Below are 13,175 nucleotides of genomic sequence, written 5' to 3' on the forward strand. Positions count from 1 at the left end.
ATGATCGGCAGGTCAGGCGCCCTTGGTCGAGGGCAGCAGGATCGTCAGGATGCCCACCAGCGGCAGGAACGAACACAGTGTGTAGACGTACTCGATGCCGTGGGTGTCCGCCAGCAGGCCGAGCAGCGCCGCGCCAATCCCGCTGAAGCCGAACATCAGGCCGAAGAAGATCCCGGCGATCATGCCCACGTTGCCGGGCACCAGTTCCTGGGCATACACCACGATGGCCGAGAAGGCCGACGCGATGATGAACCCGATCACCACGCTGAGTACCGCCGTCCAGAACAGGTCGACGTAGGGCAGGGCCAGGGTGAACGGCGCCGCGCCGAGGATCGAGAACCAGATGACTTTCTTGCGGCCGATCTTGTCGCCGATCGGGCCACCGGCAAAGGTGCCGACGGCCACTGCGCCGAGGAACAGGAACAAGTACATCTGCGAGCTTGCGACTGACAGCTGGAACTTCTCGATCAGGTAAAAGGTGAAGTAGCTGGTCAGGCTGGTCATGTACCAGTATTTGGAGAACACCAGTACGGCCAGCACCACCAGGGCAAAGGTCACGCGGCCCTTGGACAAACCGTGGGTGGCTTTGCCGCCTTGCTTGAGCTTGAACAGGTTGAGGTGGTGGCGGTACCAGCGGCTCAAGCCGTACAGCACCAGGATGGCGAACACGGCAAACAGCCCGAACCAGGCGATATGGCCCTGGCCGTAGGGGATGATGATCGCCGCGGCGAGCAACGGGCCCAAGGCGCTGCCGGTGTTGCCGCCGACCTGGAAGGTCGACTGCGCCAGGCCGTAGCGACCGCCGGAGGCCAGGCGCGCAACGCGGGAGGTTTCCGGGTGGAAGGTCGACGAACCCACGCCCACCAAGCCCGCCGCCAGCAGGATCGCCGGGAAGCTGCCGACAAACGCCAGCATCAGGATGCCGATCAGGGTGCACACCATGCCCGCCGGCAGCAGCCAGGGTTTGGGGTGGCGGTCGGTGTGATAGCCGATCCACGGCTGCAGCAGGGAGGCGGTCAACTGGAAGGTCAGGGTAATCAGGCCGACCTGGGTGAATGTCAGGCCATAGTTGGCCTTGAGCATCGGGTAGATCGACGGCAGCACGGCCTGGATCAGGTCATTGATCAAGTGGGCCAGGGCGCAGGCGCCGAGGATGCGCATGACCAAGGGGCTGGCCTGGGGCGTAGTGGTTGCAGCGGCGGGTGACGCGGTAAGGGTCGACATGCAGGCATTCCATACAAGGCAGCTAATCAGAGGCGGCAACTTCTTAAGGTCGCCATCCATTACAAAATGATTCGGCGTTCATGCTAGATTTGTCAGGAATGCCTGTCTCACGCAATTGGGGCGGCAACTATCGCGAAAAGGGCGAAATGATCAAACCACTGGATGAATTTCTTCAGGAAATCAACGAAGGCGCCTGGGCTGTCATCAGTTCCGCCACCGATTACCCGGAAAACTGGGTGATCCCCGACCACAGCCACGAGAAGCATCAACTGCTCTACGCCATCGAAGGCGTGATGGTGGTGTACTCGGCGCTGAACCAGTGGACCGTGCCGCCCAACCGTGGCATCTGGATGCCCGCCGGGCAAGTGCATTCCCTGCGTTGCGTAGGCACCCTGAAAATGCGCAGCGTGTTTGTGCGCCCGGATCGCTTCCCGAATATGCCCGGCGAGCCGAAAACCGTGAGTATCTCGCCGTTGCTGAGCGAGCTGATCAAGGCGTCCGTGAGCCTGAAGCCGCCGTACGCCGAAGACTCACGGGATGCGCGGATCATGCACCTGATCCTCGACGAACTGGCGATCCTGCCGGCGTTGCCGCTGTCCTTGCCGCAGCCCGCCGACCCGCGCCTGCAGCGCATCTGCCTGGCGTTGCAGGAAGAGCCGGGCGACGCCTCCACCGTGGCGCACTGGAGCGAACGCCTGCACCTGGACCAGAAAACCATCCAGCGCCTGTTCCGCAAGGAAACCGGCATGACCTTCGGCCAATGGCGCCAGCAGGCGCGCTTGCTGCTGGCGCTGGAACGCATCGCGGTGGGCGAAAAGGTGATCGATATCGCCCTGGAGCTGGGTTACGACAGCCCGAGTGCGTTTACCAGCATGTTCAGGAAACAGTTTGGCAAGACGCCGAGTCAGTTTTTCCGCTAGTGCCGAGCAACCCATTGAACGTGTCGATATCCAACGGCCGGCTGAGGTAGTAGCCCTGGCCTTCGTCGCAGGACACGGCCCGGAGCATTGCCAGGTGCCCGGCGGTCTCGATGCCCTCGGCGGTCACCGTCAATGCCAGGGCACGCCCCAGGCCGACGATGGCCTGGATGATCGCCTTGTCATCCTCACTGTCTTCGAGGCGGCTGAGAAAGCTGCGGTCGATCTTCAACCCGTCGAAGGGGAAGGCCCGCAGGTAGCTCAACGAGGAATAGCCGGTGCCGAAGTCATCCATGGCAATGCGTATGCCCAGGCGTTTGAGCGTGTGCATCACCGCCAGTGCGCCCGCTGCGTCTTCGAGCATCACGCTTTCGGTGATTTCCAGTTCGACCCGCGCCGGTTCGATCCCCGACGCCGTGAGGGCATTGCGAATGCGCTCCACCAGGTCGCCACGCTTGAACTCCGTGGACGACAGGTTCACCGACACAAACAATGCCTCGGGCCACTGGGCGGCGCTGGTGCAGGCGGTTTGCAGCACCCAGTCACTCAGCGCCAGGATCAGCCCGGACTCTTCGGCAATCGGGATGAAGGTCTCGGGTGAAATCAGCCCGCGCTGTGGGTGTTGCCAGCGCACCAGGGCTTCGGCACCGACCATCTGTCCATCGGCAATGCGATAGCGCGGCTGGAAGTGCAGGCGCAGTTCATTGTGCTTGATCGCAAAACGCAGGTCGCTTTCCAGGCGGCGACGCTCGATGATCCGTGCATTCATCTCCCCCGAGTAAAACCGCCAGGTATTGCGGCCGGCCGCCTTGGCTTCGTACAGCGCGATATCGGCATAACGCAGCAGTTCGGCGACTTCGCTGGCATCGTCAGGGGCCAGCACGATGCCGATGCTCGCGCTGACAAATACTTCCTGCTCGCCGATCCTGACCGCCTGTTCGACGGACTCGATCAAGCGCAGGCACAAGGACTCGACATCGTCCTGGGTACCCGCATTCGTGAGAATCAACACAAACTCATCGCCGCCCACCCGGGCCACCAGGTCACCGTGGCGCACGCAATCGGCCAGGCGGGTCGACACTTCGTTGAGCACGTGGTCGCCGGCGGCGTGGCCGAGCAGATCGTTGACCGGTTTGAATCTGTCCAGGTCCAGGCTGAGCATGACCAACGATTGGCCCGAAGCCGGCAGCGCCTTGAGCTTGTCGTCGAGGAACGCTTGCAGGCGCGTACGGTTGGCCAACCCGGTGAGGGCATCGTGTTCGGACAGGAATTCGATGCGGCGCCGGGCTTCGACTTCCTCGGTCACGTCGGTGGCGGTTCCACGAAAGCCGCCACAGGGCATTTGCCTCGCGGCAAGCCGGGTGGTGCGTTCCTGGCCCTGGGCGTCGACATAGCGGCACTGCACGCTGATGTCCGCAGTGCGGCTGGGGGTGTTCAGCCATTGCGAAAGCGCGCCGGCTTCCGTGTCCAGGAGGTCGTTGATGGCGGCGCCGATCCATGCACGGCGGGCCAGGCCGGTCACGTTCTCGAAGCGTTCCGACAAGTAGGTGAAGCGCCAGGCTGCATCGATTTCCCAGACCCAGTCGGAGCTGGCTTCCACCACATCGCGAAAGCGCGCTTCACTGGTGGTCAGCGCGTCCTGGCTGTCTTGCAGCGAGGCATGGCTGGCATCCAGGGCGAGGGCGGCGGCGCTGGCGCGGCGCAGGATCACCCAGGTCATCAGGCATACCAGCAACGCGGCCAGGCCCAGCAGCGGCAAGCCCACGCCCATCAACCGCACACCCGGGCGCGCTGGCTGCCAATGCAGGCTGCCGGCAGCACCGTTGTCGCCCAGAGGAACCAGCAAGGTCTTGCCGATCTCATCGGCGCTGGCGATATGCAGTTGATTGACGCCGAAATCATTGCCGATCAGGGCCAGTTGGGCGCTGTCGAGGATGTCGACAAACACCAGTACCGATGCGGGGCGCCCATCCATCTTCACCGTGGGGTCGGTGCCTGGCGTGATGGCGGCTGCAGCCACGAGTGCCGGGCTGCCATGCACGTTGATGAAGGCGGTGACCGGCAGCTCCTGCTCAGCCCCGGCACGTGCCTGTTCCAGCACCTGCGTGATGGGCTGGGCAAGCCAGTCGCTTAGGTCAATGGGTTGTAGTTGGCCTTCGACGACGGCGTACACCGTGCGGTTGGCATCGTTGACCACGAACAGGCCCTGGAAGCCGAAATCCTGGAACAGTGTGGCGCCGACGTTGCCGCGACCGTAGGCCCAATCGGTGTCCACCTTGAGGTGCAAGTGCTTGTACGCGTCGCTCCAGAAGGCGTAGTCCTTGACGGTGACCCGCAAGGATTTTTCCAGGGACTGCACGGCTTTACGCGTGTAAAACGCGCTTTCCTCTTGCTCGGCGTGGTCCAGTTCATGGGCCAGGTAGATCAGCGAATAAGCTGCCGCTGCAAAGACCAGGACCAACAGGGCCGTGAAATTGAACAGGGAGGTACGTGTCAGCGACAGACTGGTGCGGTTGGAGAGCGTACGGACGATCGGGGCGAGAGTGTTCGGCATTGTTTCCCGCAGGGCAGCGCTGCAAGTCAGGGGTATCCCAGGCTATCGGCAGCGCGCTTGAAAAGCTGAACGATCAGGTGTCACGGGGCGTCAGGTTGGCAAAGAAAATGCACCCGATCAGCCGCGCAAACAGGCTCAGGGTTTCCGGCAGGTTGGGGTCTTCGAACAGCATCGCCCGTGAATCCAGCGCGCACAGTGCGCCGAACAGACGGCCGTCGGGCAGGAAGATCGGTGCACCAGCGTAGCTTTCGATGGCGAATTGCTTGACCACCGGGCGCGCGGCGAAGCGGCCGCTCTGGCTGATCTGCGGGATGAACAGGGTCTGTGGGTTGATGCAGAACTCGCTGCACAGCGTGGTTTCCAGGTCGAGTACGTCGTCGACGTGAATGCCCATGTCGACGGTGTCGTGCACAGAGCAGACCACCCATTCCAGGTCGGTGAATTTGGCGATGCCGGCGAAGCGCATGCCGGTCAGGCGGGTGACCAGTTGCAGGATGCTGGTGGTGGCTTCTATTTCGGCGATGGCGGCGCGTTCATCTGCGCTGAGCAACGACTGTGGTGCGGTGACGCTTGGAACCATGGTTGAACTCTCCAAAAGCATGGCGGCGGCTGGGGCCGCCATGCAGGGTCAGGCCTTAGTTGATACGCGGATGCTGCTGCACCAGGTTCTGACGCTTGGCTTCCAGTTCGGCAATCTCGGCGTCGATGTCTTCGATCTTCTGCTCGATATTGTCGTGATGTTCCTGCAACAACTCCTTGGCCTCTTCCATGTCCGACGCCGCCGGTGCGGCGCCACGCAATGGCTTGTTGGCGGTTTCCTTCATGGTCAGGCCGGTGACCAGGCCGACCACGGCAAACACCATCAGGTAGTAGGCCGGCATGTACAGGTCGTTGGTGCTTTCCACCAGCCAGGCCACGGCGGTCGGCGTAACGCCGGCGATCAATACCGAGACATTGAACGCGCTGGCTAATGCACTGTAGCGCAAGTGGGTCGGGAACATCGCCGGGAGGGTCGAGGCCATAACGCCGATAAAGAAGTTGAGGATCACCGCGAGGATCAGCAGCCCGGCGAAGATCAGCCCGATTTTGCCACTGGTGATCAGCATAAAGGCGGGAATGGACAGGAACAGCAGGCCGATACTGCCGGCGATGATGAACGGCTTGCGGCCGATCTTGTCGCTGACAAAACCGATGAACGGCTGCACGAACAGCATGCCGACCATGATCGCGATGATGATCAGCACGCCGCTGTTTTCTTTGTAGTGCAGGTTATGGGACAGGTAGCTCGGCATGTAGGTGAGCAGCATGTAATAGGTCACGTTGGTGGCCGCGACGATACCGATGCAGGTCAGCAGGCTGCGCCAGTGCTTGGTCGCGACCTCCTTGAACGAGACTTTGGGGCCGTGGGTGAGGCCTTCGCGGTCGCCTTGTTCCATTTTGTCCATGTGCTGCTGGAACGCCGGGGTTTCCTCCAGGGCGTGACGCAGGTACAGGCCGATGATACCCAGGGGCAGGGCAAGGAAGAACGGCAGGCGCCAGCCCCACGACTCGAAGTCGGCTTCGCCCAGGATGCTGGAAATCAGCACCACCACGCCGGCGCCCAGCACGAAGCCGGCGATGGAGCCGAAGTCCAGCCAGCTGCCGAGGAAGCCGCGCTTGCGGTCCGGCGCATATTCTGCGACGAAGATCGACGCACCGGTGTATTCGCCACCCACCGAGAAGCCCTGGGCCATTTTGCACAGCAGCAGCAGGATCGGCGCCCAGATGCCAATCGAGGCGTAGGAGGGGATCAGGCCGATGGCGAAGGTGCTCAGGGACATGATCACGATGGTCGCGGCCAGGACCTTTTGCCGCCCGTATTTATCGCCCAGTGCACCAAAGAACAGGCCACCCAGGGGGCGGATCAGGAACGGCACCGAGAAGGTGCCGAGTGCAGCGATCATTTGTACGCTGGGTGAGGCGTCAGGGAAGAATACTTTGCCCAGCACATAGGCGACAAAACCGTAGACGCCAAAGTCGAACCATTCCATGGCGTTACCCAGGGCGGCGGCGGTAATCGCCTTGCGCACCTTGGTGTCGTCGACGATGGTGATGTCTTTCAATCCGATGGGCTTGACGCTTTTCTTACGTAATTTCATGCGGGGCACTCTAAAGCAGAACAGGGGAGGCGCCATCACTGCGATGGCACCGCTCTGTCACTTCAGATACAAGTGGACATGAAATAATTCACCCGTATTTTGCTTTTTTTGCATTCTTTGCGGTGAGCGGGCTTAGTGGTGAGCGGACCTGTTGTGGTGAGCGGGCTTGCCCCGCGCTGGGTGGCGCAGCCACCCCAATGTAATCACCGCATTTCTTCAGACAAAATGCGGTGCTTGGTGTTAGGGCCGCTTCGCGCCCCAGCGCGGGGCAAGCCCGCTCACTACAGCCACAGAGGAGTAATCCGCATGTCCGCCGGCTCACGCCTGACCTATCGCCAACCACAAGCGAACGACCTGCAGCGATTGTTCGCGATCTTCGGCGACCCGCAGACCAACCTGTTCAATCCATCAGGCCCCATGGCCAGCCTGGAGATGGCGCAACGCCAGTTGGATCACTGGCTCGCACAGTGGGCGACCCAAGGGTACGGCTGGTGGGCGATTGCACGGCGCGAGGCGCCGGACCACATCATCGGCTTCGGCGGTATCGCGCCCCTCGACTACCTGACCGAGCGGCGCATCAACCTGGGTTACCGCTTTGCGGTGGAAGCCTGGGGGCAGGGCTATGCCACCGAGTTGGGGCATGACGCGTTGGCGCTGGCATTCGACAGCCTGGGGTTGCCCGAGGTGTTCGGGCTGGTGCGACCGGATCACGGGGCCTCGATCCGGGTGCTGGAAAAGATCGGCATGCAGCCGTTTGGCGTGCTCGACGATGTACGGGGCAAGGCGCCCAGCCTGGTCATGCGCATTTGTCATCCTACAACTGCATAGACCTGACCTTTCAATGACCCTCGCAATACCTCGATAAACGGCAATCTTTCAGATTGACAGCCGGTAGGCGGCCCGATATAAAAGTCGCAGTTGTACGACGACATATGACGTTACATATGTCCTACCTAACAAAAATAAAAAGTGATGCCATGAACTTGAACGAGCCCATCCACGCGCACCGCGTTGGCCAAGCGGTAGGCAACTATCGCTGGACCATCTGCGCGATGCTGTTCTTCGCAACGACCGTCAACTACCTCGACCGCCAGGTGCTCAGCCTGCTCGCGCCGCAGCTGTCCACGCAATTTGGCTGGAGCAACACCGACTACGCGAACATTGCGGCGGTGTTCCAGTTTGTCTATGCGATCTCGATGCTGTTCGCCGGGCGCTTTGTCGACAAGATCGGCACCAAGGCGGCCTATGTGGTGGCGATTGGTATCTGGTCCACGGGCGCCATCATGCATGCGTTCTCGGTGCCGATGGGCGAGGGCATCGCCGCCATCAGCGGTGCGATTGGCCTGGCGGTGATCCCGGTGTCGATTGCTGGCTTCATGCTGTCCCGTGCGGTGCTGGCGATTGGCGAGGCGGGCAACTTCCCGATTGCGATCAAGGCCACCGCCGAGTATTTCCCCAAGAAAGAACGCTCGCTGGCCACCGGTATCTTCAACTCCGGCGCCAACGTGGGCGCGATCCTGGCGCCGATCTGCGTGCCGTTGATTGCCGGTCTGTGGGGCTGGGAAGCGGCGTTTATCGTAATCGGCGGGCTCGGGTTCGTGTGGGTCGCGGTGTGGATCGCGCTCTACCGCAAGCCGGAGGAGCAAAAACGCCTGTCGGCCGCAGAACTGGCCTATATCCGCAGCGACCAGACCGTGCAGCCCTTCACCCCGGTAGCGGCCAGCGCCGTGGAGAAAAAGGTCTCATGGTTCAAGTTGCTCACCTATCGCCAGACCTGGGCCTTTGCCTTCGGCAAGTTCATGACCGATGGCGTGTGGTGGTTCTTCCTGTTCTGGCTGCCCACCTACCTGTCAGCGCAGTACGGCATGAAAGGCGCGGATATCGTCATGCCGCTGGCGGTGCTGTACAGCATGACCATGGTCGGCAGCATCGGTGGCGGCTGGTTCCCCAGCTACTTCATGGCGCGCGGCGATGCACCCTATGACGGGCGCATGAAAGCCATGCTGGTGATCGCGTTGTTCCCGCTGGTGGTCTTGCTGGCGCAACCGTTGGGCTATATCAGCTTCTGGGTGCCGGTGCTGTTGATCGGCGTGGGCGCCTCGGCACACCAGGCCTGGTCGTGCAACATCTTCACCACGGTGTCCGACATGTTCCCGCAGAAGACCGTGGCCTCGGTGGTCGGCATCGGCGGCATGGCCGGCGGCCTGGGTGGCGTGGTGATGACCAAGATCGGCGGCTGGGTGTTCGACTACTACAAGTCCATCAACGACATCCATACCGGCTACATGATCATGTTCGCGATCTGTGCGCTGGCCTACCTGGTGGCCTGGAGCGTGATGAAGACGTTGGTGCCGCGCCACAAGGAAATCACCGACCTGTAAGGTCTTATGTCCCGCGCCGCAACGGCGCGGGACCACTTTAAAGCGTGAGCGCCCAGGTCTGGCTGACCAGGGATTTGCCGAAGCTGTCTATCGTTTCTTCCTCGACCAACGCGAACCCGGCCTTCTGATACAGCTTGCGTGCATCGCCGAGGATGTCCACCGTCCACAGTTGCATGCGTTGGTAGCCGACCTGCCGGGCAAAGCGCACACACTCATCCACCAGCCGTTGGCCGATGCCCATGCCGCGCGCACTGGCGTCCACGTAGAGCATGCGCAGTTGGGCTGTGGTTTCGCCGTGGCGGATAACGAACACCGAGCCCACCACTTCGCCGTCCTTTTCCGCGATCCAGCAACGCTCGCAGGTTGGATCAAACGCCCTCAGGTACTTGGCGACCGTCTCCGCTACTAATGCTTCGAACTCCCAGTTCCAACCATATTCACGGGCATACAACGCGGTCTGTTGCTGCACCACCACGCCCATGTCGCCGGGTTGTGGATCGCGTAGCAGATAGCTGGGCGCCGTGCCTTGCAGCAGGGCCTGGATGCGCTTCATGGCTTCGGTGAGCTGGCGTTGCTGGGGTTCGGGCAGGCTGTCGAGCAGGGTGATGACTTCGTCCTGGGTTTGCTGCTCCAGAGGTGCCAGCACGTCGCGGCCGTGATCGGTGAGGTGCAACTGCACCGCACGGGCGTCGGTCACGGAGCGGACTTTCTGGATCAGGCCGCGTTTTTCCAGCCCGCCCACCAGCCGGCTCAGATAACCGGCGTCCAGGCTGAGCATTTGGCACAGGTCAGCGCTGGTGAGGTCGCCACGGGTAGACAGCTCGTACATCACGCGGATTTCGGTGAGCGAGTAATCGCTTTGCAACAGGTGTTCCTGCAGTACGCCGATTTGATGGGTGTAGAAACGATTGAAACCACGCACGATGCCGGCGCGCTCGACAAGCAGAGGGGTGGACATGCTGGAATGCTCGAATGGTTGCCTGAAGCAATTATATTGTTGCTTAAGGCAACCATGTCAAACAGTTTGCTTAGCGGTTGCGCGTCACCCGCCAGACGGTATTGGCCAGGTCATCCGCAATGATCAGCGCACCTTTCGGGTCCACCGTCACACCCACCGGGCGCCCACGGGTCTTGCCGTCGTCGCCGCGAAAGCCGGTGGCGAAGTCGATGGGCTCACCGGACGGCTTGCCATTGCTGAACGGCACGAAGATCACCTTGTAGCCCACCGGGTTGTCGCGGTTCCAGCTGCCGTGCTCGCCGACGAATACGCCATCGGCAAACTGCTCGCCCATCTGCGGGATGGAAAAGTCCACGCCGAGGGCGGCCACGTGGGAGCCCAGGCTGTAGTCCGGCTTGATCGCGGCGGCCACCTTGGCCGGGTTTTGCGGCTGGGCGCGCGGGTCGACGTTCTGGCCCCAGTAGCTGTAGGGCCAGCCGTAGAACGCGCCTTCACGTACGGAGGTCAGGTAGTCCGGTACCAGGTCCGGGCCCAGTTCGTCGCGCTCGTTGACCACTGTCCACAGTTGCCCGGTGTCCGGCTGGATGGTCAGTGCCGTCGGGTTGCGCAGGCCGGTGGCGTAGGGCTTGTGCGCACCGGTGGCGGCGTCGATCTGCCAGACCATCGCGCGGTCGATTTCGACTTCCATGCCGCGTTCGGTGACGTTGCTGTTGGAGCCGATGCCCACGTAGAGCTGGCTGCCATCGGCGCTCACGGCCAGGGATTTGGTCCAGTGATGGTTGATCTGTGCCGGCAGGGCGGTGACTGTGCTCGGCGGCCCGCTGGCTTTGGTCTGGCCATCGGCGTAGTCGAAGCTCACCAGTGCGTCTTGGTTGGCCACGTAGAGTTTGCCGTTGGCAAACGCCAGGCCGTAGGGCGCATTGAGGTTGTCGGCGAACACGGTCTTGAGTTCGTAGGTGCCGTCGCCATCGGCGTCGCGCAGCAGGGTCAGGCGGTTGCCGCTCTTGACCTTGGTGTTGCCCTCGGCCTTGATCAGGCTTGCGATCACATCCTTGGGCTTGAGCTTGGCCGCACTGCCGCCACGGCCTTCGGCAACCAGGATGTCGCCGTTGGGCAGCACCAGGGTCTGGCGCGGGATGGCCAGGTCGGTGGCAATCGCGGTGATGCTGTAGCCGTCCGGCACCTTGGGTTTCTGCTCGCCCCAGGGCGCGGGCTCGGCGATCTTCATGCTCGGCAACAGGCTGCTTTGCTGTTCCGGCAACTTGGGGTCGGGGCCACGGGCCTGGGTCTTGTCGCCTTCACCACCGCAGGCGGTCAGCAGCAGGGCGGCGCTCAATAGCGTCAATGTGTTGGACGTTTTCATTTGACACCTCCCGCACGCAGGCCGGTCCAGGTGGCGGCCAGGGTCAACAGCAAGACAATAGCCGACAGGATCAGGCCGCCGGGCATCGAGGCGTAGGCGTCCTTGGCATGCTGGAAAGCATTGACCAGGCCGAGTACCCAGGTGGCCAACAGCAACAGCACATAACGCGTGGGTTGCCCGGCCTTGCGCTCGGCGCGCAGCAGGTTGACCAGCGCGAACAGAAACGCGAAACCGGCGAACACCAACGCACCGGCGATCAGCCAGGAGGCGAAGTTGGCCCACTGAATCTGGTAGGTCTGGGTGTAGGCAATGTCGCTGAGCAAGGCTCCGAGAAACAACGGCACGGTGCCGGCGAGCAAGGTCGCATGCAGCGGCCCGGGGGCGTAGCGGTAGGCGGGGAGGGTAGTCATACGGGGGCGGCTCCTTGTTGTACAACGCCCCTGGACGGGGCAGCGCATAAGAAGTGAACGCAGCGCCGGTGAGAAAGTTCAGCGTGAAACGTTTCGAAATAGTGGGAACCGCGCTGGGTAGACCCCGGACTAACCCCGTATCATTCGCTCCTTTTTCCTACGCCAGGCGCCTCCATGACTCACCCTCGCATTGGCTTCGCGTGCCAATACAAACATCCCGAACGGCTGTTGTCGGCCAGCGCCCAGAAGCTGATCGAAGGCCCGTTCAACCCGCGCACCACCACGTTACGGTGGATGGACAGCGTCGCACCGCAGGTGGCCCGGGACAAACTGGTGGAAGTGGTCACGCATAACCTGGCCGCCCAATTACGCTTGTTGGCGTATGTCGCCGAACTGCCGTCGCCCTTGCGCATGCTGCGCTTGAGCAGCGATCTGTTGCCGTTCTACAGCCACCCCAAAGTGGCCAGCGTCTACCAAGACCCGGCTATCGAGCGTCAATTGATAGAGGGGTTTGCCGCCATCGGCGAGCTGGCCCGCGCCTCGGATATCCGCCTGTCATTCCACCCTGGCCAATACTGTGTACTCGGTTCGGAAAACCCCGGCGTGGTGGAAAACAGCCTCGCCGAATTCGAATACCACGCCGACATGATCCGCATGATGGGCTATGGCCGGCGCTTCCAGGACCTCAAGTGCAACGTGCATATCGCCGGCCGCCTCGGTGTGGAAGGCACCCGCGTGGTGTGGTCGCGCCTGTCGGAGGTGGCGCGCAACTGCATCACGTTCGAGAACGACGAAAAGACCTATGGCCTGGACCATTGCCTGCAAGTCGCCGACCTGGCACCGGTGGTCCTGGACATCCACCACTGCTGGATCAACGAGAACGACTACATCGACCCCCACTCCGAGCGGGTCGCCCGGGTGATTGAAAGCTGGCGTGGCGTGCGCCCGACCATGCACTACTCCCAACCCCAGGAGAGCCTGCAGGAACTGGGCTTCGACGCCGAACACAAGCTGGAAATGGACGCGCTGTTGCAGGTGGTGTCCAAGCGCGACCTGTACGCCCACAGCGCACAGATGTGGAACCGCTGGACCAACGATTATGCGCTGCAGTTTCTCGACCGCTTCGACATCATGCTCGAAGCCAAGGACAAGAACGTCGCGGCCCTGGCGTTCTACGAGCATTGGAAACGGAGCGTTGTGTGATCAATCCATGGCGGTCATGCTGGCGGG

The 13,175-nt window shown here is 62.2% G+C and carries 11 protein-coding genes; 4 read left to right on the forward strand and 7 right to left on the reverse strand.

Annotated features, from left to right (window positions below):
- Nucleotides 1–12 precede the first annotated feature (12 nt).
- Nucleotides 13–1,224, reverse strand: a complete 1,212-nt coding sequence (locus tag M2497_RS14880) for an MFS transporter (protein WP_248488157.1) — start codon at nt 1,222–1,224, stop codon at nt 13–15.
- Nucleotides 1,225–1,322: 98 nt separating this feature from the next.
- Between M2497_RS14880 and M2497_RS14885 the strand changes: the two genes are divergently transcribed.
- Nucleotides 1,323–2,144 carry a helix-turn-helix transcriptional regulator gene (locus tag M2497_RS14885; RefSeq protein ID WP_248488158.1) on the forward strand — a complete coding sequence of 274 codons (822 nt, stop codon included), beginning with the start codon at nt 1,323–1,325 and terminating at the stop codon, nt 2,142–2,144.
- Here M2497_RS14885 and M2497_RS14890 read toward each other — a convergent pair.
- The 3 genes from M2497_RS14890 to proP all read right to left on the reverse strand — a co-directional run bounded on the left by M2497_RS14890 (nt 2,101) and on the right by proP (nt 6,833).
- Nucleotides 2,101–4,695 (reverse strand): EAL domain-containing protein, encoded by a 2,595-nt coding sequence (locus M2497_RS14890; protein WP_248488159.1) that lies wholly within the window; start codon nt 4,693–4,695, stop codon nt 2,101–2,103. The two genes, M2497_RS14885 and M2497_RS14890, sit on opposite strands and share 44 nt — an antisense overlap.
- 73 nt (nt 4,696–4,768) lie before the next feature.
- On the reverse strand, nt 4,769–5,275 hold the full coding sequence (locus tag M2497_RS14895) for a GAF domain-containing protein (RefSeq protein ID WP_071495405.1): 507 nt from the start codon (nt 5,273–5,275) through the stop codon (nt 4,769–4,771).
- A 55-nt stretch (nt 5,276–5,330) separates the two neighbouring features.
- Nucleotides 5,331–6,833, reverse strand: a complete 1,503-nt coding sequence (gene proP / locus M2497_RS14900) for a glycine betaine/L-proline transporter ProP (protein ID WP_071495406.1) — start codon at nt 6,831–6,833, stop codon at nt 5,331–5,333.
- 306 nt (nt 6,834–7,139) lie between these two features.
- On the opposite strand from proP, the gene M2497_RS14905 reads away from it, so the two are divergent.
- Both M2497_RS14905 and M2497_RS14910 read left to right on the forward strand, forming a co-directional pair.
- The gene (locus tag M2497_RS14905) at nt 7,140–7,661 is read left to right on the forward strand and encodes a GNAT family N-acetyltransferase (protein ID WP_248481254.1); all 522 of its coding nucleotides are present in this window, start codon (nt 7,140–7,142) and stop codon (nt 7,659–7,661) included.
- A gap of 149 nt (nt 7,662–7,810) precedes the next feature.
- Nucleotides 7,811–9,214, forward strand: coding sequence for an MFS transporter (locus M2497_RS14910; RefSeq protein WP_248481256.1), 1,404 nt, complete (start codon nt 7,811–7,813; stop codon nt 9,212–9,214).
- 37 nt (nt 9,215–9,251) lie between these two features.
- Here M2497_RS14910 and M2497_RS14915 read toward each other — a convergent pair whose 3' ends face one another.
- The 3 genes from M2497_RS14915 to M2497_RS14925 all read right to left on the reverse strand — a co-directional run bounded on the left by M2497_RS14915 (nt 9,252) and on the right by M2497_RS14925 (nt 11,945).
- Entirely contained in the window at nt 9,252–10,172 is a 921-nt protein-coding gene (locus tag M2497_RS14915; RefSeq protein ID WP_248481257.1) for a helix-turn-helix domain-containing GNAT family N-acetyltransferase, read from the reverse strand.
- 70 nt (nt 10,173–10,242) lie between these two features.
- Nucleotides 10,243–11,535: a sorbosone dehydrogenase family protein gene (locus M2497_RS14920; protein WP_248481258.1), complete on the reverse strand. Its 1,293-nt coding sequence runs from the start codon at nt 11,533–11,535 to the stop codon at nt 10,243–10,245.
- Nucleotides 11,532–11,945, reverse strand: coding sequence for a DUF2231 domain-containing protein (locus tag M2497_RS14925; protein ID WP_248481259.1), 414 nt, complete (start codon nt 11,943–11,945; stop codon nt 11,532–11,534). Before M2497_RS14925 ends, M2497_RS14920 begins: the two co-directional genes overlap by 4 nt.
- Nucleotides 11,946–12,119: 174 nt before the next feature.
- On the opposite strand from M2497_RS14925, the gene M2497_RS14930 reads away from it, so the two are divergent.
- Nucleotides 12,120–13,148 carry a UV damage endonuclease UvsE gene (locus tag M2497_RS14930; RefSeq protein ID WP_248481260.1) on the forward strand — a complete coding sequence of 343 codons (1,029 nt, stop codon included), beginning with the start codon at nt 12,120–12,122 and terminating at the stop codon, nt 13,146–13,148.
- Nucleotides 13,149–13,175: the final 27 nt, after the last annotated feature.

The organism is Pseudomonas sp. CYM-20-01, assembly GCF_023169845.1.
Taxonomy (GTDB): Bacteria; Pseudomonadota; Gammaproteobacteria; order Pseudomonadales; family Pseudomonadaceae; genus Aquipseudomonas; species Aquipseudomonas azotoformans.